Raw genomic sequence first — 22,305 nt, forward strand, 5'->3', positions numbered from 1 at the left:
CCTATGTCAGGATCGGGGTCTCCTAGTTGGCCAAGCGGCGGAGAAAGGATGGGATTTCCAGGTCGTCATCGGCCTGTCCCGCCTCCGGTTCCGGTTGCGGCGCGGCCTGGGCCGAACCGCGCGTCTGATGCCCGTGCTGGGGCGCATAGCCCATGTCGGCCTGCGGCTGGGCGCGCTTGCCCCGGCCGAACAGGCTCCAGCCGCTGCGACGATGGTCGCGATCGTCATAGCCGTCATCGGCATGCGGCTGGTGCTGCGGTTGCGCCGCCGAGCGCTCGCCATACAGGTCGCCCTGAGGCGCGCGCGCCGCGGCGGGCGCGCGGGTCTCGTATTCCTCGACCCAGGGATCGACGATGGGGTCCAGGGCGCGCGGCTGCGGTTCGGCGACGCGGATCACCGGCTCGGGGCGCGGCTCCGGCTCGCGGGCGGGCGGGGCCTGAAAGGTCGGCACGACCGGCGCCGGCTCGATGCGCGGTTCGGGGGCGCGCGGCGCCTCGGCGCGGGCCGGCTCGCGATAGCTTTCGCGCGTCGACTCGGGCGGACGTGAAGCCTGCGCGCCGTAATGCCCGCCGGCCGCGCGACGCGCCTCGTGGGTGGCGAGCGGCGCGTTGGAGGAGGCCTGGGGCGCGATCGGCTCGATGCGGCGCACCTCGCCCTCGTCCATGCCGGTGGCCACGACCGACACGCGGATCTTGCCGTCCAGCGCCGGGTCGAAGGCGGCGCCGAAGATGATGTTGGCGTCGCCGTCCACCTCGGCCGAGATGGCGTTGGCGGCCTCGTCGACTTCCAGCAGGGTCATGTCCAGACCGCCGGTGATGTTGACCAGCACGGCCTTGGCGCCCTTCAGGCTGGTTTCGTCCAGCAGCGGGTTGGCGATGGCGTTCTGCGCGGCCAGCAGGGCGCGGTCGTCGCCGGTCGCCTCGCCCGTGCCCATCATCGCCTTGCCCATCTCGGACATGACGGCGCGCACGTCGGCGAAGTCCAGGTTGATCAGGCCCGGCAGGATCATCAGGTCGGTGATCGAGCGTACGCCCGAGTGCAGCACCTGGTCGGCCATGCCGAAGGCGTCGGCGAAGGTGGTGCGTTCGTTGGCGACGCGGAACAGGTTCTGGTTCGGAATGACGATCAGGGTGTCGACATAACGCTGCAGTTCGGCGACGCCTGCATCGGCCAGGCGCATCCGGTGGCGGCCTTCGAAGGTGAAGGGCTTGGTCACGACGCCGACGGTCAGGATGCCGCGATCACGCGCGCACTTGGCGATGACCGGCGCGGCGCCGGTGCCGGTGCCGCCGCCCATGCCGCAGGTGATGAACACCATATGGGCGCCTTCGAGGTGCTGGTGGATCTCGTCGGCCGATTCCTCGGCGGCGTTCATGCCGACCTCGGGGTGGGCGCCCGCGCCTAGGCCTTGGGTGATCGTCTCGCCCAGTTGGATGCGGCGATCCGTCTTGGCGAAGCTGAGGTGTTGCGCGTCGGTGTTGGCCACGACGAACTCGACGCCCTCCAGCCCGGCGTCGATCATATTGTTCACGGCGTTGCCGCCGGCGCCGCCGACGCCGAACACGACGATGCGGGGCTTCAGTTCAGTATGTTGCGGCTTGACCAATGAGAGCGACATTTTCGTGTTTCCGACCTGCTGACCCGCCCCTTCCAACCAACCGACCGCCCCGCCGAATCGCCTTGGTTATGAGCGCGTTAAGGATTGCGCCCACGAAGGTTAAGAGAAGGTTACGGCGATAATGTGAGTCGGCCGCCACGACACCCGAAACCAAAAGCTTGGCCGCAGTTTTCCGTCGTTCAAATGAAAAGGGCGGCCCCGAAGGACCGCCCTTTCCCTTTTCGAATGACCGCAATCAGAGGCGGAAGTTCAGGCCAATATTGAAACGACGACCGAAGGGATCGAAGTTGGAGTAGAGCGTGGTCCCCAGATAAGGCGCTTGCTCCGCATCAAAGATGTTTGTGACGCCTGCCCGCAGAGTGACGTCATCATTGACGTTATAGCGAACGAGGAAGTCGTTCCGAATGAAGTTACCCGTACGGATATAATCGACCGGACGAGAATCTGCGTTGGCAATGAAAGCACGATATTGGATGATGTCTTGCGACGTCTGCCAATCGGCGATCCATGATATCCTCAAATCTTGCGTCGGCTCCCACGCCAAGGTCGATGTAAAGCGAACGCGAGGGAATGACCCGCCAGTTTGCAACGTACTTGCATACTCCGTGAAGTCGTTCGGATTCTGCGAGTTGTTGAACTGCTTCTGCTCGATCAGCCAAGAGCCGTTGATGGAGTAGTCGAAGCGTCCGAAGTTCCGACCAAGCATCTCTTCGGTGTCAAACGTGTATCGACCGATGAAATCCAGCCCGCGAACCGTCCGCTTTGCATAGTTCAGGGAGCCCTGAATGAAGCCGATCCCCGTCACCGAGTCGCCCACCTTGAAGGCTTCCGAGCGATCTTGCGCAGAGGCCGGGTTTGTCACGGGCGTCGTGTTCCGGAAAATCGTCGAGCACGCCTGTGCATTCAGCGTCGGTCCGTCCACGCAGTTGGCTGCTACGGTGGCGGCACCGACAGCGGCTATGACGTTCGTGATCTCGATTTCATAGTAATCGAGCACCAAGCTGAGATTGGGGATGAACCGAGGCTGCAACACCGTGGAGAAGGTGAAGGATTCAGCCTCTTCCGGAACCAAGTCGATGTTGCCGCCATTAACGCCCGAAGTCGTAGACGTATAGACGGGGATGTAGTCATCGTCGGTCGTCGGCGTAGCGCCGGCGAAGTCATAGCTCAACCCCTTCGCCCGCGCCAAGGCGGTGCAGTTTGCGATACGGTTGGCGCGGATTTCAGCTGTCAGAGTTGGTGACGTAATCCGCGCCGTCGTGCAGGGGTCCTGGACATCGACAAACGTCTGAGAGAACGGACGGAAATTTTCCGACAGCGTAGGCACACGGATCGAGGTGTTGAAGCTTGTCTTAAATGCGATATCGCGAATGGGGCGATAAACCAGATTCACACCATAGACGTCTTGCCCCCCGACGGTCGAATAGTCGGAATAGCGATACGATCCGCTCAACTCAGCATACTCGCCGAAGGTGCTGTCACGGAGAAGCGGCACCGACACTTCACCAAATACTTCTTTAGACTCGTAGTATTTTTCAGGGAAATCGGGGCTCGAGTTCAGGAATAGGTAGCGATCACCCACAAGACGGTCGCGTCCTTCAGCAGAAGTGAGCTCCTTGCGATACTCCACGCCCACGGCCGCTCCGATCGGACCAGCGCCCCAGAAGTCCCAGAATTGGCCTGACGTTGAAGCGACGGCGTCGTGTTGCTCGTTGACTTCCTTAACTACAACGAAGGCCTCGACGTAATTCCTGCCAGCTTCGCTTTGGTTGCCAGCCCCGAAGATGTTGTAGGGCTGACATTCGTTGATGGCTGCACGACCGGCTTCCGAACCCTGCAAAGTACCGCCCCGCACGGCATCAGGAAGGGCGATGCCCTGAGCGTTCAGAAGACGAACACGGCAAACCGTAGCCCCCGCGTTACCCAGTAGGCCGCGGGTGTCGATGACCGAGTCAGCCCCGAAGTAGAAACGTTCGGCGTCAACCGCAGCTTCCAGGTTTTCGTTGTTCATCTTGCCGTAGGTATACGACAGATCCCATCCAAAGTTCTTGATGAAGCCAACATCGCCATGGTCGCCGTTGAAGGCCAGGACATAGCGTTGCAGCTTGCGTTCGTTCTGTTGGTATCGATCATCGCCAAAGCCAGACAGCCGGGCCCAAGGCGCAGCCGTCGGCGTTCCAGCCACACCCGGTGCGTTCAGTGTGGGCGTGCCATAGTTGGTGACGGTGTTCGCGGCGATTGCAGCCTTCAGATTATCAGGAATAAAGGCGTTGTCCGACCAGCGCATATTCGCGCTGGAAGTTCCGGTGATCTGAACTTGCCGGGTGTTTGCGATAGCCGCATCGCTGAAATTGATATCGTAGAAAATAGGCTGACTGATGTCGAAGGTCTTTTCATCGACATACTTCGCCTCCGCGTAAGCGGTGATCTGGTTCGTGACCTTGAAGGTCGAGCCCGCTTGATAACGGTAGGATTCCGACTCCGGCAGACGGCTGTCGGTGGAGAAGCGCGAAGGGCTCTCGCCGTCGCCGCCGATATTGTAAGGGCGGCTAGACCCCGTATTGCCGACCCGTTGGCCGAAATTGGCCAGACGTGCAGTGTTGCCGTCAAACCACCAGGTCTTTGCCGGATCGACTGAGTAGCAGTTCGCGCTATTGTAGGCAGTACAGTTTGCTTGCGCCACATTGGGGTTGGACGTCGGGCTGGGCTGCTGAGCATTCGCCAACGTCATTTGGCTGAAGCGCGGGCGATCCAAACGCACCACACCAGTGAACAGAGCGGTGTCCACTCGGCCGTCGTAGGCGGGACCAATCGCAGCACTGGTCGGATCAGCGTCGACGCCTAGCAGCACTGGCGAACGACGCAGCCAGTCCATATCCAGACTTTGAACCTGATCCTGCTTTTCGTATTCGGCGTGAGCATAGATGTTCAACCGGTCGTCGAACAGATTTTTGCCGGCGAGGATCGAGATGCGTTTTGCCGCTTGGCCGTCCTGGTTGATCATCGCGTAGTTGGCATCAACTTCAATACCTTCGTAATCATGACGAAGATTGAAGTTCAAAACCCCTGCCACAGCGTCAGCACCGTAGACGGAAGACGCCCCGCCAGTAATGATCTCAACATTCTGGATTAGAAGGCGCGGAATGGTGTCGACGTCGACACCGAGAGACCCCCCAATCGAACCAACGTGACGACGCCCATCAACGAGCGTCAGCGTGCGGCCGGTCCCAAGAGCACGCAAGTTGGCGACAGAAAGTCCGCCATCGTTGAGTCCAGAACCGGTTGTATCGGACGGGATCACCGAGTTGGACAAGGCCGGGATCGTGGCGAGATAATCGATCACCGTGGACAGACCGGTCTCAAGCAACTGATCTTGAGAAACCTGGATCAGCGGGGTCGGAGCAGTAGTCGGATCACGACGGATGCGCGAACCGGTAACGACAATCTCTTCAACCTGAGTTGCGTTCTCGGCCTCCGCAGCCGTCTGCTGCGCCTGCGCCCAAGCGGGAGCGGACATGGCGACCACCCCGGCGAGGATCGTCGTTCCGAACAGATGATTACGCTTCAGCTTCATTATGGATAGCCCCCACTAAAATCTACAGCGAACGCCGATTCGCAAACCGCCCCGTCGCTTGAAGCCACCTCCTCTAACGCAATATGGGGGCCAAGCAACCAATGTGGCCCAAATCGGGCCATCAAGCGTCGAATATGTTACAATGACGCCACAGTTTTGAGTTGGGGGTTGGCGCAGCGCACGGCAGTCGGAGGCTGGCCAGCGCCGCCGGTTAGGCCTCCGGCCGGGGGAGCCTTTGGCCGAAAGACTTACAAATTATCCCGCAACCACCCGGCCACGCGCCCGACCACGTTGCCGCGATGAATCCGCGGGGCGTCGGCGGCGGTGATCTGGCGGGCCATCAGCTTGCGAGCGGAGACGGCTTCGCGCGGGCCGTAGGCGGCGCGGAGGAGGACGCCGGCGGTGGCGCAGAAGGCGGGACCGGAGGCGGCGTCGGCCAAATGTGGCGCGCGTTGGGGCTTTCCAAGGCGGACGGGGCGGTCGAAGACGCGCACGGCCAGCTCGCGCACGCCGTTCAACTGGCTGGCGCCGCCGGTCAGGACCAGGCCCGCGCCCGGCTCCAGGCCGACGCCGGCGGTCTTCAGCCGGTCGCGGAGGAGTTCGAGCGTTTCCTCGACGCGCGGGGCGATCACGGTCTTCAGCATGGCGCGCGGGACGATGACGGGACCGGCCGAGGCTTCTTCGCCGCGCGGCGGGGCCTCCAGCATTTCGCGGTCCTCGTTGGCGCTGGCCATGGCCGAGCCGTGCAGGGTCTTCAACCGCTCGGCGCCGGCCTTCGACGTCGACAGGCCGCGCGCGATGTCGGAGGTGACGTGGTCGCCGCCGACGTTCAGGCTTTCGATATGCAGCAGGGATCGCCCGCCCCAGACCGCGGCGCTGGTCGAACCGCCGCCCATGTCGATGCAGACGGCGCCCAGGTCCATCTCGTCCTCTTCCAGCGCGGCCAGGGACGAGACGACGGGCGCGGCGGCCACGCCCTGCAGGTCCAGGTGCGCCAGTTCAAGGCAATGGCTCAGGGTCGTGAAGACGTTCTCGGCCATCGAGACGACCAGCAGATCCAGCCCCAGCGACCCGCCCCGCATCGAACGTGGATCGTGGACGCCGCGGGCCCCGTCCACCGACCAGGCGATGGGCAGGACGTGGATCGGGCGCCGGTTGGGCAGGCGGATCTGGGCCAGGGCCATGCCGATGGCGCGCGCCAGGTCGGCGTCCCCGACCGGATTGGCGCCCAGGGACACCCGCGCCTGCACCCGGTGGCTGGCCATCTGGCCGATGGCGGTGGTGACGACCACGCCGGAGACCGGGCTCTGGGCCGCGCGCTCGGCGCGTTCGACGGCGTGGCCGATGGCCTGGGCGGCCTCGTCCATATTGATGATGGCCCCGCCCTTCACGCCCTTGGACTGGACGTGGCTGGCGCCGGCGACGCGGATGGTGCGGTCGGCGTGGCGCACGCCGTCGGGCTTCATGATGAAGCACGACACCTTGGACTGGCCGATGTCCAGGGCGGCGACCACGGGCGCGCGCCCGGCGCGGGGGTCCAGGCCCCGACCCTGATCATTGGCTGCGCGCGGCTTTCCCGACATCCGGTTCTGGTCCTTAAGCGTCGCCGGCGGGTCGCACCGCGACCTCGTCCGGGGTTCTGAGGTCGACCCGGGCGAAACCCAGGTCGAGCAGGCGTTCGCGCTGGTCCAGCGCATCGAGGCGGATCAGGGCCGCCTCCTGTTCGGTGGCGGGCAGCTGGATCAGGCTGCCGTCCTTGAGCCGCAGGTCCCAGCGTCGCTCGTCCACGCGGACCAGGGCGTCGATCTTGTTCATCAGGCGCGGACGCTGGGCCAGAAGCGGCAGGATTTCGCCGGCCGCCGCATCGGCGCCCTTGCCCACGACCAGCGGCAGGGTCGGATAGCGGCGCGCGTCGGCGCCCGCGATCACCTGACCGCGCGCGTCGATGACCTTGATCTGCCCGGCCTCCTGCCAGACGGCCAGGCGGTCATGCTCCTTGACCTCGACGATCAAGGTGTCGGGCAGCAGGCGCACGACCCGCGCCGACTTGACCCAGCCCACGCCCTGCACGCGGTCGCGGATGGCGTCCAGCTTCAGGCTGGTGATCGGCTGGCCGGATTGAAGGCCCAACGCCTGTCGGATCGCCGGCTCGGCCTCGGCCGAGGCGCCGGTGATATGCACCCGCTTCAGCGTCAGCCCCATGCCGGAGGTCAGGCTGTCGATCCCGTGAGAGACGGACGCGCCGATCCGCTCGGCCCGCGCGCCGGTCGCCAGCACCCCGACCAGCAGCAAAGCGCCTGCGCCCAGCGCGATGACGGCGGTGCGGGACGAGATGTCGACACGGCCGATGGCGGCCATCTTGGCGGGAATGGCCGACGCGTTAGGGTTTGCGCCGCGGGAACGTCCCCCGCCCCTGGGCGCCGCGCCGCGTCCTGGGGCCTGGGCGGAACCCTGTCGCCGGCCGCCGCGAACTACCGCGGGCATGAGGCGTCCTCCACCATCCACCGAACCAGATCGTCATAGCTCATTCCGGCATAGGCGGCCTGCTCGGGCGCGAGCGAGGTCGGGGTCATGCCGGGCTGGGTATTGACCTCCAACAGGACCAGATCGTCCTTAACGTCGTCATAACGGAAGTCGGACCGGGACACCCCGCGGCACCCCATGGCGGCGTGCGCCAGCTCTGCCTGACGCAGGGCCGCCTCGAACACATGCGGCGGCAGGACGGCCGGCAGGACGTGGACCGACCCGCCCGGCGAATACTTGGCCTCGTAGTCGTAGAATCCCTTGGCGGGGGTGATGTCGGTCACGGTCAGGGCGCGCGAGCCGGACGCCTCGCCCAGCACGGCGACGCACAGTTCCTTGCCGGGAATATAGGGTTCGACGACGACCTGATCGCCGTAGGCCCAGCCGGGCTCGCCCACCTCGGCGACCGGGCGATTGGCCCCTTCGCGCACCAGGAAGACCCCGACGGAAGACCCCTCGGCGTTGGGCTTGACCACATAGGGCGGGTCGATGACGTGACGGCTGGCGACTTCGTGGCGGTCGAACAGGCCGCCGCCCGGCACCTTGACCCCCGCCATCCGCAACACGGCCTTGGACTTTTCCTTGTCCATGGCCAGGGCCGAGGCCAGGACGCCGGAATGGGTGTAGGGAATCCGCAGGGTTTCGAGCACGCCCTGGACGCAACCGTCTTCGCCCCAGGCGCCGTGCAGGCAATTCAGCACCACATCGGGCTTGATCAGGCCGGACAGCACATTGGCCAGGTCGCGCCCGGCGTCCACGCGGCTGACGCGCACCCCCTGCCGCTCCAGCGCCTGGGCGCACTGCTCCCCCGACGACAGCGACACCTCTCGCTCGGCGGAAAGACCGCCCATCAGGACGGCGACGTGAAGGTCTTTGAAAGCACGGGCCATGACGTCTCCGATTGCGGCCTACATGTTTAACAGGCCGTCAACCCTTCTCGCATCGCGCTCAATTTTGCGGAGGATTTTTAGGCGGGCCGTCCGATCCGCCTGATCTCCCAGTCCAGCTGAACGCCGGTCTTCGCCAGGACGTCAGCGCGGACCGCCTCGCCCAGCCCCTCGATGTCGGCGGCGGTGGCTTCTCCGGGATTGATCATAAAGTTGGAGTGCAGGTCGCTGAACAGGGCGCCGCCTCCCGTTTCGGCATGCAGCTTGCCGCGCCATCCGGCCTCGTCGACCAGTTTCCACGAGGAATGACCCTCGGGGTTCTTGAAGGTGGAGCCGCCCGTCTTCTCGCGGATCGGCTGGGTGGTCTCGCGCCGGCGGGTGATCTCGGCGATCCGGGCGGCCACGGCCTCGGGGTCGTCCGGCGTCCCGTGATAGGTCGCCTCGACCCAGATGATCTCGGCCGGCGCCTGGGAATGGCGATAGGCGTAGCCGAAGTCGGCCAGGGCGTAATCGATCCGCCGCCCCTGACGGTTAAGGCCCGAGGCCGAGACCAGCACATCCTTGGTCTCGGAACCATAACAGCCCGCATTCATCGTCAGTGCGCCGCCGATGGCGCCCGGGATCCCCGCATAGAACTCCAGCCCGGCGATCCCCGCCTTCGCGCTGGCCTTGGCCACCATGGAATCCAGAGCCCCCGCTCCGGCCGTGATCGTCAGCCCGTCCGCCATGACCTGCGCCCAAGCCCTGCCCGCCAGACGGATCACCACGCCATCCACCCCGCCGTCGCGAACGATGACGTTCGACCCGACGCCCAGCACCGTCACCGGGACGGCCGGGTCCAGCGCCTTCAGGAAATCGGCCAGATCGTCGGCGTCCGCCGGAATGAACAGGACCTCGGCGGCGCCGCCCACCCGAAACCAGGTGTAGGGCCCTAGCGGCTCGTTGCGCAGGAGCTTGCCGCGAACGGGGGGAAGGGTGATCTCAGTCATGCGGCTTCGATGTCTGTCCGGGAAAAATCGTCGCCCTTGTACAGCAGGGGCGACCGCGCGTGGCGCGCGCAGGCATAGGCGAAACAGTCGCCAAAATTCAATGCGGCCGGGTGCCGGCCCTTGCCGTACCGGGCATGGGCCTCAATGGCGATGCGACGGGCTTCGGGCGGGATGGCGACCACCTCGATACCGAAAGTCTTCAAGAAGGCTTCGACGGCCGCTTCGCTGTCGGTGATGTCTAGTTTCAGCCGACGCGCAACGGCGAGGACCGCCTCCCAGACGGCCATGGGCGATGTCGTCCGGCGCGGATAGGTCTCCAGGCGGGCATAGAGTGAGCGCGCGTCGTCCTCGTCGGTCAGGATGGCCGTAAGCGCCGAAGCATCCACGAACATCAGTCGTCCTCATAGAGGCTGTCGATCCAAGCCTTGTCCACCGGTCGGCCCTGGGCAAAATTGCCCCGAGCTATTAGAGCGCGGGTGAAAGCGAGGCCGCGCTCGACAAAGTCGGACGGCGTCTCAACCTGCTCCAACTGACGGCGCAGGGCGCGGCGCACCACCTCGGTCTTGCTGATCCCCCCGATGCGGCTCAGCCGTTCGGCCATCTGATCGACTTCCGGGTCTTTTACATACAGCGCCATGACATCCTCCAGGGGATATACCGTCACGTCGGAATATATACTTTTGGGAATCCCGGACAAGCCGGGCGTCAGCCCAGCGCCTCCAGCTGCCCCGGCAAGCCATAGGCCCAGCTGGTGATGTCGCCCGCGCCCAGCAGCACGACCACGTCGCCCGACTTGGCCTCGTCCTTGATCAGGCGCGGCAGGACGGCGGCGTTCTCCAGCGCCTGGACCTGACGGTGGCCGTAGCGGCGCACGCCATCGGCCAGGGCGTGCTTGTCCACCCCCTCGATCGGCTGTTCGCCGGCGGGATAGACGTCGGCGACGATCACGCTGTCGGCGTCCGAAAAACTGGTCGAGAATTCGTCCATCAGGTCGCGCAGGCGGGTGTAGCGGTGCGGCTGGACCACGGCGATGACGCGGCCTTCCGTCACCTGGCGCGCGGCCTTCAAGACGGCGGCGATCTCGACCGGGTGATGGCCATAGTCGTCGACGATGCGCACGCCGTTGACGACGCCCGTGGTGGTGAAGCGGCGCTTGACCCCGCCGAAACCGGCCAGGCCGGTGCGGATCGCCTCGTCCGACACGTCCAGTTCGCGCGCCACGGCGATGGCGGCCAGGGCGTTGGAGACATTGTGCCAGCCGGCCATCGGCAGATGGACACCCGCGATCACATGAGGCTCGCCGTTCTGCATCACCACGTCGAAGCGGCAGCCATCCGGTCCCATCTCGACATTGTCGGCCCGCACCATGGCCTGAGGATTGGTCCCATAGGTCACGAGCCGCCGGTTATCGATGGAGGCGACCAGCTTCTGCACCTCGGGGTGGTCCAGGCAGACCGCGGCGAAACCGTAGAAGGGAATGTTCTCGACGAAGTCCACGAACGCCTTACGCACCGCGTCGAAGTCGCCGTAGTGGTCGAGATGTTCCGGGTCGATATTGGTGACGATGGCGACGGTGGACTTCAGGCGCAGGAAGCTGCCGTCCGACTCGTCCGCCTCCACCACGATCCAGTCGCCGTCGCCCACCTTGGCGTTGGTGCCATAGGCGTTGATGATGCCGCCATTGACCACCGTGGGGTCCAGGCCCGCCGCATCCAGCAGGGTCGCCACCATCGAGGTCGTGGTCGTCTTGCCGTGGGTGCCCCCCACCGCGATGGAGAATTGCAGCCGCATCAGTTCGGCCAGCATCTCGGCCCGGCGGACCAGGGGGATGCGCCGCTCGCGCGCGGCCTTAAGTTCCGGGTTCTCGGCCTTGACCGCCGTCGAATAGACCACAGCCGACACGCCTTCGCCCAGATGGGCGGCGTCGTGGCCGATGAAGATCTTGGCGCCCAGCTGTTCCAGCCGCTCGATGTTGGCGCTGGCCTTGGCGTCCGAGCCCTGAACCGAATAGCCGATCTTCAGCATGATCTCGGCGATGCCGCTCATGCCGATGCCGCCGATGCCGACGAAGTGGACGGGACCGAGGTCGAACGGAACGGGGCGAAGGCGTGCGATCATGCTGCGTCATAACCGCCGCCTCGCCTCCTGCGAAGGGCGCGCCGCGCGCGGAGCGAACTTTTCTGGATGCGACGCCCGACGCCTTGTGCGCGACCGAACAGAACCATTCGCAAACCCATGGCGTTAGCAGGGAGATGCGCGCCACGCCCTGTGCGCGCCGGCTTCCCGAAAGGTTTTCAGATGGCCAAGACCCCCGCGCGCGCCCCGGCGTCCGAGACCGGCGACGGCGGCGAACTGCACCAGACCGCCTCCGCGCCCGATGCCCGCACCACCACCAATCATGGCGCGCCGATCAGCGACAACCAGAATTCGCTGAAGGCCGGACCGCGCGGCTCGACCCTGCTGGAGGACTTCATCCTTCGCGAGAAGATCCAGCATTTCGACCATGAGCGAATCCCCGAGCGGATCGTCCATGCGCGCGGCTCGGCCGCCCACGGCTTCTTCGAACTGACCGACAGTCTGGCGGACTACACCACCGCCAAAATCCTGACCGAGGTCGGCAAGCAGACCGAGGTCTTCACCCGCTTCTCCACCGTGGCCGGCGGGGCCGGCTCGATCGACACGCCGCGCGACGTGCGCGGTTTCGCGGTCAAATTCTACACCACAGAAGGGAACTGGGACCTGGTCGGCAACAACATCCCGGTCTTCTTCATCCAGGACGCGATCAAATTCCCCGATCTGATCCATTCGGTGAAGATGGAGGCCGACCGCGGCTATCCCCAGGCGGCCAGCGCGCACGACACCTTCTGGGACTTCATCGGCCTGATGCCGGAATCGACCCACATGATCATGTGGGCCATGTCGGACCGCGCCATTCCGCGCTCCTATCGGATGATCGAGGGCTTCGGCGTCAACACCTTCCGCCTGGTCAACGCCAAGAGCGAGGCGACCCTCGTTAAGTTCCACTGGCGGCCCAAGCTCGGGACGCAATCGACCTGCTGGGACGAGGCGGTCAAGATCGCCGGCGCCGATCCCGACTATCACCGCCGCGATCTGTTCGAGGCCATCGCCCAAGGCGATTTCCCCGAGTGGGAGTTCGGGGTGCAGCTGTTCACCCAGGAAGAGGCCGACGCCCTGCCCTTCGACATTCTGGACGCCACGAAATTGGTGCCCGAAGAGGACTATCCGATCCGCGTCATCGGCCGCATGGTCCTGAACCGCAACCCGGACAACTTCTTCGCCGAAACGGAACAGGCCGCCTTCCTGCCGACCAATATCGTGCCGGGCATCGACTTCTCGGAAGACCCGCTGCTGCAAGGCCGGCTGTTCTCCTACCAGGACACCCAGCTGTCGCGCCTGGGCACGGTCAACTTCCACCAGATACCGATCAACCAGGCCAAGGGCTGCCCCTTCCAGAACTTCCAGCGCGACGGCCAGATGCAGACCCAGGTCTTCAAGGGCCGCGCGAACTACGAGCCCAACAGCCTGGCCCAGGCGGGAGAGGAAGGCGGCCCGCGCGAGGATTCCAAAGGGGGCTTTCGCACCGCGCCCATCCCGGTCCAGGGCGAGAAGGTGCGTCTGCGCGCCGAGACCTTCGCCGACCACTACAGCCAGGCGCGGCTGTTCTTCCGTTCGCAGACCGAGATCGAACAAGCCCACTTGGCCAGCGCCATCGTCTTCGAACTGTCGAAGGTCTCCCTGGCCAATGTCCGCGAACGGATTCTGGCCAATCTGCAGAACGTGGACGAAACCCTGGCCCAGCGCGTGGCCGACGGGCTGAACCTGCCCCTGCCTGCGGCCTCGGAGCCCGCTGTGGCGCCGATCGACCTGGAGCCGTCGCCCGCCCTTCGCATCGTCGGCAAATATCCCGACACCCTGAAAGGGCGAAAGGTCGCCGTCCTGGTGGCCGACGGGTCGGACGGAACGGTCGTCGATGCGGTCAGGGCGGCGGTGGAAGGCGACGGCGGCTCGATCTTCATCGTCGCGCCCAAGATCGGCGGGGCCAAGCTCAAGGACGGATCGACCCTGGCCGCCGACGGCCAACTGGCCGGCAGCCCGTCGGTCCTGTTCGACGCCGTCGCGGTCGTTCTGTCCGATGACGGCTGCGCGACGTTGATGAAGGAAGGCGCCGCCGTCGATTTCGTCAAGGACGCCTTCGGCCACCTCAAGGCCATCGGTCATACCCCCGAGGCCCAGCCCCTGCTGGACAAGGCAGGCGTTGAGCCGGATGCGGGTGTGATCGACCTGGCCAAGGACGCCGACGGCTTCCTCGCCCCCGCGCGCACCCGCCAGTGGGATCGCGAGCCCAAGGTCCGAATGCTGGCCTGACGACGACGTGACCGGCGCGATGCGTCGCGCCGGTTACTCCACCTTAACCACAAGGATTCACCATCGCGGCTCTCAATGTTTCGGGGCCGCGTTTCCATGTCCGATCTGAAGACCCCTGTCCTGGCCAAGGACGTCATTCACCGTGGCGACTGCATCGAGGTGCTGAAAAGCCTGCCCGACGCCTCGGTCGACATGGTCTTCGCCGACCCACCCTATAATCTTCAGCTGGGCGGCGACTTGCTGCGTCCCGACAACTCCAAGGTCGACGCCGTCGACGACGACTGGGACAAGTTCGGCAGCTTCGCCGAATACGACGCCTTCACCCGGGCCTGGCTGGCGGAATGCCGCCGGGTGCTGAAACCGGAAGGCTCGATCTGGGTGATCGGCTCCTATCACAACGTCTTCCGCCTGGGCTCGGCGATTCAGGACCTGGGCTTCTGGGTGCTGAACGACATCATCTGGCGCAAGTCCAACCCGATGCCGAACTTCAAGGGCACGCGCTTCACCAACGCCCACGAGACCCTGATCTGGGCCGCCAGGTCGCGCGACCAGAAGCGTTACACCTTCAACTACGACGCCCTGAAGGCCTTCAACGAAGACACCCAGATGCGCTCCGACTGGACCTTCGCCCTGTGCACCGGCGAGGAGCGGATCAAGGACGCCGACGGCAAGAAGGCCCACCCCACCCAGAAACCCGAGGCCCTGCTGCACCGCGTGCTTCTGGCGGCGACCCGCCCCGGCGACGTGATCCTGGACCCCTTCTTCGGCACCGGCACCACCGGCGCCGCCGCCAAGCGCCTGGGTCGCAGCTACATCGGCATCGAACGCGACGAGACCTACGCCCAGGTCGCCGAGACCCGCATCGCCTCGGTCCTGCCGGCCCGGCCCGAGGACCTGGTCGTCACCACCTCCAAACGCGCCGAGCCCAAGGTGCCGTTCGGCGCCCTGGTCGAGGCCGGCCTCCTGCATCCCGGCGACCGCCTGTACTGCCCCAAGGGCGAGCGCGAGGCCCGCGTACGCGCCGATGGATCGCTGGTCCACGGCTCCCTGACCGGCTCCATCCACAAGCTGGGCGCCCTGCTGGAGAATGCGCCCGCCTGCAACGGCTGGACCTATTGGCGGTTCAAGACGGACCAGGGTTTGAAATCCATCGACGCCCTGCGATCCGAGGTGCGCGCCGCGATGTGATTTCGCCTGCGACCCGCTGTCGCAGCAATCACATCAATGACTTAGGATCGAGTGTGTACGATTCCACACGCCGAATAGGCATAGCTTCGCTGTAACCCGCCGAAACTGTTGCGGAAAATCCACCCTCGCGGTGGAACTTCGCAGTTGCGAGAACATTGATGTCCGTGGCCCGCAAGAGCGGGGTTCGGAGCATTTCATCATGAAGATCGCGCAGATCACCCCGTTGTATGAAGCTGTCCCGCCGAAGCTGTACGGCGGGACCGAACGCGTGGTCGCGCATCTGACGGACGCCCTGGTCGATCTGGGCCACGACGTCACCCTGTTCGCCAGCGCCGACGCCCAGACCAAGGCGCGCCTGGTGCCCGTCCGCGATCAGGCCATCCGGCTGGATCCGGCGCCGTTGAAGTCCGACCTGGCCGCACACCTGTCCATGCTGGGCGAGGTGCTGGACCGCGCCGACGAATTCGACGTCATCCATTTCCACACCGACATGGTCCATTTCCCGCTGTTCCAGAAATATGCGGACAAGACCCTGACCACTCTGCACGGTCGGCTGGACATGAAGGACCTGCCCGGCGTTTATGCGCGCTGGAGCGAGTTCGGCTTGGTCTCCATCTCAGACGATCAGCGCAAGCCCCTGCATTTCGCCAACTGGAAAGCCACCGTTCATCACGGCATGCCGGGCGATCAATATGTCTTCTCGCCGAAGTCCGAGGGCTATCTGGCCTTCCTCGGTCGCATCTCGCCTGAAAAGCGGCCCGACCGCGCCATAGAGATCGCCACCAAACTGGGCAGGCGGCTGAAAATGGCCGCCAAGGTGGACGCCGCCGACAAACGCTACTGGGAAGAGACGATCCGCCCTCTGGTCGAATCCAATCCTCTGGTCGAATTCATCGGCGAGATCGGCGACCACCAGAAGTCCGCCTTTCTGGGTGGAGCCGACGCCTTGCTGTTTCCCATCGACTGGCCGGAACCCTTCGGCCTGGTGATGATCGAGGCCATGGCCTGCGGCACGCCGGTCGTCGCCTTCCGCTGCGGCTCGACGCCCGAGGTGATCGAGGACGGGGCCACCGGCTTCCTGGTCGATACGATGGAACAGGCCGTCGCCGCCGCCGGCCGCGTCCATCTGCTGGACCGCGAGGCCGTGCGGGCCCGGTTCGATCTTCGGTTCTCGGCCACCGCCATGGCCCGCCGCTATCTGGACGTCTATGGCGACCTGCTCGCGCGACGGCCTTTCGCCGAGGCGCCGCTGGACGAAGTGGTCACGCCCCTGCGATCGCGCGGCGAGGATCGCAGCTTCGCGGCCCTGGCCTGACGGCTTTCGTCGGCCACCCGGCGACGGCGCTTCGACAATCCGATAAATAAGGGGCGGCGGAGGTGAACTCTCCGCCGCCTCATCAGTTGACCATCCAAGCGGCCCTTCAGCGCCGCATTCGGGTGGGACACGTTCGGCCGAGACCTCACAGCCACGGGGAAAAGACCGCATGGACGACGCCTACACCACGCTATTGTCCGCCGGCGACTCGGTCGAGGCGTCCGGCCTCGAACAGTTGATGGCGCTGAAGGACGGCGACACCTTCCTGGTGGCCGACGGCTGGGGGGACATGAAGGGCGGCGCGGACGGCCTGTTCGCCGACGACACCCGCGTGCTGTCGCGCTGGATCATGACGGTCGGGCTGTTGCGACCGTCGCGGCTGTCGTCGGGCGTCAGCCAGGACAATGTCTTCTTCTCGTGCCACACGACCAACCGCCCCCTCCCGCCGATGGGCGGAAGGTCCGCCCCCGCCGGCGTCCTTCATATCGAGCGTCGCCGCTTTCTGTGGGGGCGCCGGATGTTCGAGCGGGTGCAGATGGTCAATCATGGGGTGGAGGACATCCTCCTGCCCCTGGCCTTCGATTTCGGCGCCGACTTCGCCGACATCTTCCAGGTGCGCGGCACGCCTCGGGCGAAGCGCGGCGCGGTCCACGCGCCGACGACCGACGGCCGGCGCGTCACCTTCCGCTATACCGGCCTGGACGATGTGGATCGCATCGCCTGCCTGGCTTTTTCCGAACCGCCGGCCCGCCTGACGCACCAGCGCGCCGAGTTCATGTTCAGCCTGCCCAAGGGCCGCACCCTGGACCTCTATATCGAGTGCGGCGTGGATTCCTGCGAAGCGCCGGACGAGCGGCGCTGGCGGCTGAACGCCATCCAGGCGCGGCTGGCCATGCGCGCCAAACGCCGCCGCGGGGCATCGGTGCGGGGACCGCGCAGCCCGCGCTTCAACGACTGGCTGGATCAGTCGCGCGCCGACATGGCGTTGCTGACCACCGACCTGCCGACCGGCCCCTACCCCTACGCCGGCACGCCCTGGTTTTCGACCCCGTTCGGTCGCGACGGCATCATCTCGGCCTGGCAGATGCTGTGGCTGGACCCGTCGCTGGCCCGGGGGGTGCTGACCTATCTGGCGTCTCGCCAGGCCGCCGAGACCTCGCTGTTCCAGGACAGCCAGCCCGGCAAGATCATGCACGAGACGCGCGGCGGCGAGATGAGCGCCCTGCACGAGGTGCCGTTCGGCCTCTATTACGGCGGCGTCGACACCACCTGCCTGTTCGTGGCCCTGGCCGGCGCCTACGCCGACCGCACCGGCGACCTGGACCTGATCCGCAGGCTCTGGCCCAATCTGATCGCCGCCGCCGAGTGGATGCGGGACTATGGCGACTCGAACAACGACGGGCTGATCGACTATCAGCGCGGAGCCGACACCGGCCTGTCGAACCAGGGCTGGAAGGATTCGGAGGATTCCATCTTCCACGCCGACGGGCGCTTCCCCAAGGGGCCGATCGCCCTGCTCGAAGTCCAGGGCTACGCCTTCGCCGCCTGGAAGGCGCTGGGCGAACTGGGCGAGCGGCTGCACGACGAACGTGCGCCCGAATGGCGGATGCGCGCCGAACAGGTCCGCGCTCTGGTCGAGGACAAATACTGGATGGAGGACGAGGGATTCTACGCCGTGGCCCTGGACGGCGACGGTCGGCAGTGCCGCGCCATCGCCTCGAACGCCGGCCATCTGCTGTTCACCGGCCTGCCGTCGCTGGAGCGGGCGCGGCGGGTCAGCAAACGCCTGCTGTCGGCCGCCTTCCGCACCGGCTGGGGCATCCGCACGCTCGAGGTCGGCCAGGCCCGCTTCAATCCGATGAGCTATCACAACGGCTCGGTCTGGCCCCACGATACGGCCATGGCCGCGGCCGGCATGGCCAACTATGGCGAGCGCGACGCCGTGGCCCAGATCCTGGCCGAAATCTACGCCGCCGCTGCCCACTTCCACCTGCGGCTGCCGGAGCTGTTCTGCGGCTTCCCCCGCACGCCGGGCGAACCGCCCATCGCCTATCCGGTCGCCTGTCTGCCCCAGGCCTGGGCCGCCGGTTCAGTCTTCCTGATGCTCCAGGCGACGCTGGGGCTGCGCATCGACGCTTGGACCGAAACCGTCAATCTGGCCGATCCCGTGCTGCCGGTCGGCCTGGACCGGCTGAAGATCACGGGGCTGGAGGTCGGCGCCTCCGTCGTCGATCTGAACATCCAGCACCTGGAAGGCCGCGCCGTCGTCATCCCCCGCCACAAGCAAGGCAAGGTCGCGGTCCGCACCCTGCGCTGATCAGGCGGCGTTCTTAGCCAACCAGTCCCGCAAGGCCTGGTTCATGCGCGTTTGCCAACCGGGACCGGCGTGTTTGAACGCGGCCAGAATATCGGCGTCAAAGCGGATGGTGGTGGAAACCTTCTCGGCGCCCTTGGGCCTGCCGCGCCTGATCAGGGTCTCGCCCCGATAGTGATCGGCCTGGGCGAACCAGGCGTCGTCGAGCTCTGGCGCGTCTTCAGGGTCGATCCAATCGGTCTTGATAGCGTCCTTGCTCGCGGTCATTGGCCTTCCTCAAAGAAATGACATGGCGCGCCTCGCCACGGGGCGTCCACACCAGAACCACCATCCGAGCCCGCATCCGTCCAATGGTGATCAGGCGCTGTTCGCCATAGTCGCGGCGACCATCCGGGAACGTCAGATGGTCCCCTTGGAAAACCTCAACCGCCTCGACGAAATCCAGACCACGATCGAACAGCGTACGCTCACGCTTGCCGGGATCAAAGGTGATGCGCACCATTTCTGTTACTACAAAAACAGATCGGGTTCAAGACAAGGCCCGGTCCAGCGCCTTGGCGAAGACGGTCGGCAGGGCGGCGCGGGCGGCCTCGGGCGCCATCCAGCGCCAGGCGTCGTCGGCCGACTGGACCTGCGCGACCAGGACGGTCAAGGTCAGGCTGAAGTGGGTGAAGACGTGCTCCACCGCCCCGGCCGTGCGCCAGTCGGCCCGGACGGGCGGCTGACCTGAGGGCTCCTCGGCGGTCCAGTCGCTGGTCGGCAGGCCCAGCATGCCACCCAGCAGCCCCTTGCCCGGCCGCGTCTGGACCGCCACCCGGCCGTCGCGGGCGAACAGCACATAGGCCCGGCCCCGGCGCTGCGGCCGGTCCGCCTTCTTCGCCTTGACCGGAAACCGCGTCGGCTCTCCCGTCGCCAGGCCCCGGCATTGGCTGGAGACCGGGCAAATGTCGCAGGACGGCGACTTCGGCCGACAGACGGTCGCCCCCAGGTCCATCAAAGCCTGCGCCCAGTCGCCCGGCCGCTCGTCCGTGACGAACAGCCCGGCCAGCCGCCGCAACTCCGGCCGCGCGGCCGGAACCGGGGCGTCGACCGCGAACAGCCGCGCCATGACCCGTTCCACATTGCCGTCGACCACATTGGCCGCCCGGTCGAATGCGATGGCGGCGACGGCGGCGGCGGTATAGGCGCCAACCCCCGGCAGGGCCAGCAGCCCCGCCTCCGTATCGGGAAACACGCCGCCATGCCTGCCCGCCACCGCTCGCGCGCAGGCCAGCAGGTTGCGAGCGCGGGCGTAGTAGCCCAGCCCCGCCCAGGCGGCCATCACCTCGGCGTCCTCAGCCGCCGCCAGATCTTCGACCCTGGGCCAGCGCGTTGTGAAGGCGTGGAAATAGGGCGTGGCGTGCGGCACCGTGGTCTGCTGCAGCATGACCTCGGACAGCCACACGCGATAGGGTTCGGTCCGCGCCGCCCCCGCCGTCGCCCGCCAAGGCAGGCTGCGCGCATGGGCATCGTACCAGGCCAGCAGCCGGGAGCGGACGAAGACGATGTCGGGAGAGACGTCAGGCATGGGATCGCGCTATATAGGCCCATGCGCCGCACCCTGCCCACAGACGCCGAGGTCCGCGAGATCTTGTCTCGCCGCCGCACCCGCCCGGCGCCGCGTCCCGCGCCGCGCGCCGGCAAGGCGCTGACGCCTCTGATCAAGAAGCTGGACGAGCAGTTCGGGCGCGGCGCCGCCGCCCTGGAGCCCCGCTGGCGCGAGATCGTCGGCGACCGCCTGGCCCGCGTCACCCGGCCGCAGAAGCTGACCAAGGGCAAGGGCGGCCAGCCCGGCGTGCTGGAACTGCGCGTCGCCGGCGCCGCGGCCCTTCTGGTCCAGCATCAGTCCGAGGACATCTTGGCCCGCGTCAATCTGTTCCTCGGCGCCGGGTCGGTGGATCGGCTGCGCATCGCCCAAGGCCCCGTCGCCCCATTGAAAGAGGCCGCCGCCCGCCCCAGGCGCAGCGCCAAGCCGCCGCCCCTGCCCGCCCAGGCGGAGGCCGACCTGGCCGCCTCCATCGCCTCGGCCCCCGACGAACTGCGCGCGGCCCTGGCGCGGCTGGGCCGGGCCGCGCTTTCACGCGCCGAAGGGCAGGATTGACAAAACTTCGCCGCACCTGTTCTCGACTAGTTCAGGATTGCGCCGTTCCGGGGGAATCGCGCCACCCTTCGCCAACGATCCGATCAAGGAAGCCCCATGGCCCAGACTGAATCCCGTTTCGCCCGCATGAGCCGCCGCGCGGCCATCACCGGCGCCGCCCTGGCCACCATGGCTCTGGCCGCCTGCGGCGGCGCCAAGGGCTCGGCCGAAGGCGACATGGCGCTGGGCGCGCCGGAAGGCGCCAAGGTCACGGTGGTCGAATACGCCTCGGTCACATGCCCCCACTGCGCCCTGTGGCAGAAGAACACCTGGCCGGCCTTCAAGGCCAAATATGTCGACACCAACAAGGTGCGCTACGTTTTCCGCGAACTGCCGACCCCGCCGGTCGACGCCGCCACCGCCGGCTTCCTGGTCGCCCGCTGCGCCGGCCCGGACAAATATTTCGATGTGGTTCACCAGCTGATGGCCACCCAGCAGGAGATGCTGACCTCGTCGCCGCGCGACTGGCTGCTTCGCACCGCCCAGGCCGCTGGCCTGTCCGAGCAGCAGTTCAACGACTGCGTCACCGACAAGGACGCCGTCGCCGCCATGGAGAAGCGCGTCCAGTTCGCCCGCACCCAGGGCGTGACCGGCACCCCGGCCTTCTACGTCAACGACCAGCAGGTCCTGACCCCTGGCGGCGAGGGCGCCAGCCTGGCCGATCTGTCCACGGCGATAGACGCCGAACTGGCCAAGTAGGACCGCCGTCGATGATCCGGCGCGCCGTCCTGACCCTCTCCTTAGCCGCCGCCCTGTCGATGGGCGCGGCGGCGTCCGCGGTCGCCGCCGATGCGCCGCCGCCCGTCACGGCCCAGGATCATGTCTTGGGCCGGGCGGACGCCCCGGTCACGGTGATCGAATACGCCTCCTTCACCTGCCCGCACTGCGCCGATTTCCACAACACGGTCCTGCCGGCGTTCAAGGCCAAATATATCGACACGGGCAAGGTCCGGCTGGTCCACCGCAACCTGCCGACGGCGCCGGCCAACGTCGCCGCAGCGGCCGCCGCCGTGGCCCTGTGCGCCGCTCCGGGCAAGTATTTCGACGTGGCGGCGGTCTTTATGCGCGATCAGGCGAACTTGGTCGCGACGGGCGCCCAGCCCTGGTTCGCCGCCGGGGTCGCCGCCAGCGGCCGGACCCGCGCAGAGATCGAGACCTGCCTCAGCGCGCCCGAGACGCGCGCGGCCCTGGATGGTCAGATCGCCGGCGCCCAGGCGGCGGGCGTCACCGGCACGCCCAGCTTCTTCGTCAACGGGACGCTCGTCATGGACCATTCGCTGGAGGCTCTGTCGGCGGCCATCGACCCGCTGCTGCGTCGGTGATCGCTTAAGG

The 22,305-nt window shown here is 66.4% G+C and carries 19 protein-coding genes; 7 read left to right on the plus strand and 12 right to left on the minus strand.

The genetic code is table 11. The features are described 5' to 3' along the window. Nucleotides 1–22: 22 nt before the first annotated feature. The 9 genes from ftsZ to murC form a co-directional block, all read right to left on the minus strand. Nucleotides 23–1,618 carry a cell division protein FtsZ gene (ftsZ, locus tag AC0L6G_RS08055; protein WP_293825460.1) on the minus strand — a complete coding sequence of 532 codons (1,596 nt, stop codon included), beginning with the start codon at nucleotides 1,616–1,618 and terminating at the stop codon, nucleotides 23–25. Nucleotides 1,619–1,853: 235 nt separating this feature from the next. Continuing rightward, nucleotides 1,854–5,192, minus strand: a complete 3,339-nt coding sequence (locus tag AC0L6G_RS08060) for a TonB-dependent receptor plug domain-containing protein (RefSeq protein ID WP_473253165.1) — start codon at nucleotides 5,190–5,192, stop codon at nucleotides 1,854–1,856. 248 nt (nucleotides 5,193–5,440) lie between these two features. Next, nucleotides 5,441–6,775 carry a cell division protein FtsA gene (gene ftsA, locus AC0L6G_RS08065; RefSeq protein ID WP_293825457.1) on the minus strand — a complete coding sequence of 445 codons (1,335 nt, stop codon included), beginning with the start codon at nucleotides 6,773–6,775 and terminating at the stop codon, nucleotides 5,441–5,443. Nucleotides 6,776–6,788: 13 nt separating this feature from the next. After that, the gene (locus tag AC0L6G_RS08070) at nucleotides 6,789–7,676 is read right to left on the minus strand and encodes a cell division protein FtsQ/DivIB (RefSeq protein WP_473253166.1); all 888 of its coding nucleotides are present in this window, start codon (nucleotides 7,674–7,676) and stop codon (nucleotides 6,789–6,791) included. Next, the gene (locus tag AC0L6G_RS08075; RefSeq protein WP_293825454.1) at nucleotides 7,664–8,605 is read right to left on the minus strand and encodes a D-alanine--D-alanine ligase; all 942 of its coding nucleotides are present in this window, start codon (nucleotides 8,603–8,605) and stop codon (nucleotides 7,664–7,666) included. Before AC0L6G_RS08075 ends, AC0L6G_RS08070 begins: the two co-directional genes overlap by 13 nt. Nucleotides 8,606–8,682: 77 nt before the next feature. Continuing rightward, nucleotides 8,683–9,591 (minus strand): UDP-N-acetylmuramate dehydrogenase, encoded by a 909-nt coding sequence (murB, locus tag AC0L6G_RS08080; RefSeq protein WP_293825452.1) that lies wholly within the window; start codon nucleotides 9,589–9,591, stop codon nucleotides 8,683–8,685. Next, nucleotides 9,588–9,983: a type II toxin-antitoxin system VapC family toxin gene (locus AC0L6G_RS08085; protein WP_293825451.1), complete on the minus strand. Its 396-nt coding sequence runs from the start codon at nucleotides 9,981–9,983 to the stop codon at nucleotides 9,588–9,590. The genes murB and AC0L6G_RS08085 overlap by 4 nt, the downstream gene beginning before the upstream one ends. Further along, a complete protein-coding gene (locus tag AC0L6G_RS08090) occupies nucleotides 9,983–10,228 on the minus strand; it encodes a type II toxin-antitoxin system VapB family antitoxin (RefSeq protein WP_293825449.1) in 246 nt (81 codons plus the stop codon). Before AC0L6G_RS08090 ends, AC0L6G_RS08085 begins: the two co-directional genes overlap by 1 nt. Before the next feature lie 68 nt (nucleotides 10,229–10,296). After that, on the minus strand, nucleotides 10,297–11,709 hold the full coding sequence (gene murC / locus AC0L6G_RS08095; RefSeq protein ID WP_293825447.1) for a UDP-N-acetylmuramate--L-alanine ligase: 1,413 nt from the start codon (nucleotides 11,707–11,709) through the stop codon (nucleotides 10,297–10,299). A 180-nt stretch (nucleotides 11,710–11,889) separates the two neighbouring features. Here murC and AC0L6G_RS08100 point away from each other — a divergent pair, with 180 nt between their 5' ends. From AC0L6G_RS08100 to AC0L6G_RS08115, 4 genes are all read left to right on the plus strand, one after another. Beyond that, nucleotides 11,890–13,977: a catalase gene (locus AC0L6G_RS08100; RefSeq protein WP_293825445.1), complete on the plus strand. Its 2,088-nt coding sequence runs from the start codon at nucleotides 11,890–11,892 to the stop codon at nucleotides 13,975–13,977. Between the two features lie 96 nt (nucleotides 13,978–14,073). Beyond that, the gene (locus tag AC0L6G_RS08105; RefSeq protein ID WP_293825444.1) at nucleotides 14,074–15,165 is read left to right on the plus strand and encodes a site-specific DNA-methyltransferase; all 1,092 of its coding nucleotides are present in this window, start codon (nucleotides 14,074–14,076) and stop codon (nucleotides 15,163–15,165) included. Nucleotides 15,166–15,364: 199 nt separating this feature from the next. Continuing rightward, nucleotides 15,365–16,480, plus strand: coding sequence for a glycosyltransferase family 4 protein (locus AC0L6G_RS08110; RefSeq protein ID WP_473253167.1), 1,116 nt, complete (start codon nucleotides 15,365–15,367; stop codon nucleotides 16,478–16,480). A 169-nt stretch (nucleotides 16,481–16,649) separates the two neighbouring features. Then, on the plus strand, nucleotides 16,650–18,797 hold the full coding sequence (locus AC0L6G_RS08115) for an amylo-alpha-1,6-glucosidase (protein ID WP_473253168.1): 2,148 nt from the start codon (nucleotides 16,650–16,652) through the stop codon (nucleotides 18,795–18,797). Here AC0L6G_RS08115 and AC0L6G_RS08120 read toward each other — a convergent pair whose 3' ends face one another. From AC0L6G_RS08120 to mutY, 3 genes are read right to left on the minus strand one after another with little or no spacing between them, the layout of a single operon-like run. Continuing rightward, nucleotides 18,798–19,061 (minus strand): BrnA antitoxin family protein, encoded by a 264-nt coding sequence (locus AC0L6G_RS08120; protein WP_473253169.1) that lies wholly within the window; start codon nucleotides 19,059–19,061, stop codon nucleotides 18,798–18,800. Beyond that, nucleotides 19,015–19,296: a BrnT family toxin gene (locus AC0L6G_RS08125; RefSeq protein WP_473253170.1), complete on the minus strand. Its 282-nt coding sequence runs from the start codon at nucleotides 19,294–19,296 to the stop codon at nucleotides 19,015–19,017. The genes AC0L6G_RS08120 and AC0L6G_RS08125 overlap by 47 nt, the downstream gene beginning before the upstream one ends. 27 nt (nucleotides 19,297–19,323) lie before the next feature. After that, on the minus strand, nucleotides 19,324–20,361 hold the full coding sequence (mutY, locus tag AC0L6G_RS08130) for an A/G-specific adenine glycosylase (protein ID WP_473253171.1): 1,038 nt from the start codon (nucleotides 20,359–20,361) through the stop codon (nucleotides 19,324–19,326). Between the two features lie 21 nt (nucleotides 20,362–20,382). Between mutY and AC0L6G_RS08135 the strand changes: the two genes are divergently transcribed. From AC0L6G_RS08135 to AC0L6G_RS08145, 3 genes are all read left to right on the plus strand, one after another. Next, nucleotides 20,383–20,934, plus strand: a complete 552-nt coding sequence (locus tag AC0L6G_RS08135) for a DUF721 domain-containing protein (RefSeq protein ID WP_293825433.1) — start codon at nucleotides 20,383–20,385, stop codon at nucleotides 20,932–20,934. A gap of 96 nt (nucleotides 20,935–21,030) precedes the next feature. Continuing rightward, the gene (locus AC0L6G_RS08140) at nucleotides 21,031–21,672 is read left to right on the plus strand and encodes a DsbA family protein (RefSeq protein ID WP_293825431.1); all 642 of its coding nucleotides are present in this window, start codon (nucleotides 21,031–21,033) and stop codon (nucleotides 21,670–21,672) included. Between the two features lie 11 nt (nucleotides 21,673–21,683). Beyond that, nucleotides 21,684–22,295, plus strand: coding sequence for a thioredoxin domain-containing protein (locus AC0L6G_RS08145; protein ID WP_293825430.1), 612 nt, complete (start codon nucleotides 21,684–21,686; stop codon nucleotides 22,293–22,295). Nucleotides 22,296–22,305: the final 10 nt, after the last annotated feature.

The organism is Brevundimonas sp. D3-1P, assembly GCF_055809335.1.